The sequence below is a fragment of the Nocardia carnea genome, assembly GCF_029868325.1.
Taxonomy (GTDB): Bacteria; Actinomycetota; Actinomycetes; order Mycobacteriales; family Mycobacteriaceae; genus Nocardia; species Nocardia carnea_C.
The window spans coordinates 1-2,730 of record NZ_JARWNW010000119.1 but is presented as its reverse complement, the minus strand read 5'-3'; the positions used below and the strand labels follow the sequence as shown (position 1 = coordinate 2,730).

Sequence of the window (2,730 nt, the reverse complement as noted above, 5' to 3'; positions counted from 1 at the left end):
CCCCCCGGGTCCCCCCCCCCCCATCCCTCTGGGCCGCCGCCTCCCGCTTATCGCCCTCAACCCCCCCCCATACCCCATTTATAAAACCCCCCCCCCCACCCCCTCAACCCCACACCCCCGCGGCCCCGCCGGCGCCGCAAGAAATCACAGGTGGCGGATGTCGGCTGGTGGAAGTAAGAAGGCGATTCTGGCGGCGTTGACGGCGAATGCCGGGATCGCGGCGGCCAAGTTCGTAGGTGCGGGGATCACCGGGTCGGCGTCGATGCTGGCCGAGGGTGTGCACTCGGTGGCCGATACCGCGAACCAGGGGCTGCTGCTGTTCGGGCAGAACCGGGCGCAGCAGGAGGCCGACGAGCTGCATCCGTTCGGGTACGGGCGCAGTCGCTATTTCTATTCGTTCGTGGTGGCCCTGGTCTTGTTCACGCTGGGTTCGGTGTACGCCCTGTACGAGGGTGTTCACAAGATCCAGCATCCCGAGGAACTCAGCTCGCCCATAGTGGCCGTGGTGATCCTGGTGATCGCCATCGGGCTGGAGGTCTACAGTTTCACGACCGCGGTCCGGGAATCCACACCACTCAAGGGCCGGGCGAGCTGGTGGCAGTTCATCCGTAATTCGCGCAGCCCGGAACTACCGGTGGTGCTGCTGGAGGATACCGGCGCGCTGATCGGCCTGGTGCTGGCGCTGGGCGGTGTCGGGCTGACCATGCTGACGGGCGATCCGGTCTGGGACGGTGTCGGAACCCTGTGCATCGGCGCGCTGCTGGGAATTATCGCGATCATCCTGATCATCGAGATGCACAGCCTGCTGATCGGTGAGGGTGCGACGGCCGCCGAGGATCGCGCGATCCGCGACAGCATCGCCGACGGTACGACGATCGATCGGCTCATCCATATGAAGACCCAGTACATCGGCCCGGAAGAGTTGCTGGTGGCGGCCAAGGTGGCGGTGGCGCCCGGACTGGATATCGCGCAGATCGCGGCGGGTATCGACGAGGCCGAGAGCCGGATCCGGGCCGCGGTGCCGACGGCGCGGATCATCTACCTGGAGCCCGATCTGTACCGGGAGCCCGCCGGTAAGGCCTAGCTGCCCGGAGTGGTTGCCGCGTTGGCACCGGCCAGCTGCAGCGGGTCGGTGCCGATGCCGAAAACGGTGCGCAACGCATGCGCGGCGGCATGTGTACCGGCCATTCCGTGTACTCCGCCGCCTGGCGGGGTGGCCGACGAGCACAGGTAGACACCGGGCAGCCCCGTGGTGTGCGGATTCCAGCGGGGTACCGGGCGGAACACCGTCTGCATGAGGGTCATCGCGCCGGCACCGATATCACCGCCCACATAGTTGGCGTTGTATACGGGCAGTTCGGCGGCCGTGTAGACGTGTTTCGCCAGGATCACATCCCGGAAGCCGGGGGCGAACCGCTCGATCTGGCCGATGATCTGCTCGCTGATATCGCGATCCGATCCGTTCGGAACGTGCGCGTAGGCGTACAGGGTGTGCTGTCCCGCCGGGGCCCGCCCGGCGTCCACGACACCGGGCTGGATGACCAGCGTGTACGGCCGGTCGGTGTGCATACCGGCGGCGACCGCGTGTTCGGCGGCCATGGCCTCGGCCCGGCTGCCCACCAGGTGCAGGGTGCCCGCTTCGGCGCACTCCGCCGCCTGCCACGGCACCGGACCGGACAGGGCGAAATCGACCTTGCAGGAGCCCGGGCCGTAGCGCACGTTGCCGAGCAGGCGGCGGTAGCCGGCGGGCAGCCGGTCACCGCCGATACGCGCGAGTTCGGCCGGCGAGGTATCGCACAGGACTGCCCGGGCCGAACCGAATTCCGCCAGCGAATCCACTCGATGGCCGGTGATCACCCGGCCGCCGCGGCGGCGCAGTTCCGCAGCGAGCGCGTCCACGATCGCCTGGCTGCCGCCGCGCGGTACAGGCCAGCCGCCGACATGCGCCAGGGTCGCCAGCAGCAGCCCGGCGCCGACGGCCGGAAGCGCCCGCGGCGGCCGGACCGCATGCGCGGCGACCCCGGTGAACAGCGCCGGCGCGATCTGCCCGGCGAATCGGGTGTTCCAGAACGGCGACCCCTGCTCGAACATGCGCAGACCGAACCGGACCGCCGCCGGAGACAGCGGTACCCGCCGCATATTCGACATCGCGGTATCCACCACGGCCGGCCAGTTCTCTACCAGTGGTCCGAACAGTCCCTTCCAGGCTTTTCCGTCACGCCCCAGTTCGTCCACGGTGCGGTCCAGATCCCGCCAGGCCACCCCGGCGACCCCCGAATCGAGCGGATGGGCATACGAGGCGGCCGGGGTGAGCAGTTCCACTCCGTGCGCGGCCAGATCGAAGGCCCGGAAGAACGGCGACGCATACGCCATGGGGTGCGCGCCGGCGCAGATATCGTGCCGGAAGCCGGGCAGGGTGACCTCAGCGGTCCGGCAACCGCCCCCGACGGTCTCCCCCGCCTCGTGCACCTCGACGTCGAGCCCGGCGCCGGCCAGGATCACCGCCGCCGCAAGCCCGTTGGGTCCGGCCCCCACCACGACGACATCAGCCATGACCCGAGTCTATGTTTATTTTGCGGCGCCTGCGGCGCCGCGGGTTTCGGCCGCTGTATCTATTGGCGGCGCCCACCGCGCCCCCCGGTTTAGCCCCCAAAGTGGCCAGGCAGCGGGCGGAGAAGCGCAGAACGAGTCACAAGCAAATGATAACCATTTTCATTTAGGTGGCGTGGT

2 protein-coding genes are annotated in these 2,730 nt (G+C 68.8%); one reads left to right on the top strand and one right to left on the bottom strand.

The genetic code is table 11. The annotated features are described in order from the left end of the window. Positions 1-157 precede the first annotated feature (157 nt). On the top strand, positions 158-1,084 hold the full coding sequence (locus QH196_RS08515) for a cation diffusion facilitator family transporter (RefSeq protein WP_280415213.1): 927 nt from the start codon (positions 158-160) through the stop codon (positions 1,082-1,084). On the opposite strand, the gene QH196_RS08510 is transcribed toward QH196_RS08515, so the two are convergent. Next, the gene (locus QH196_RS08510; RefSeq protein WP_280415212.1) at positions 1,081-2,553 is read right to left on the bottom strand and encodes a phytoene desaturase family protein; all 1,473 of its coding nucleotides are present in this window, start codon (positions 2,551-2,553) and stop codon (positions 1,081-1,083) included. The two genes, QH196_RS08515 and QH196_RS08510, sit on opposite strands and share 4 nt — an antisense overlap. Between the last annotated feature and the right edge of the window lie 177 nt (positions 2,554-2,730).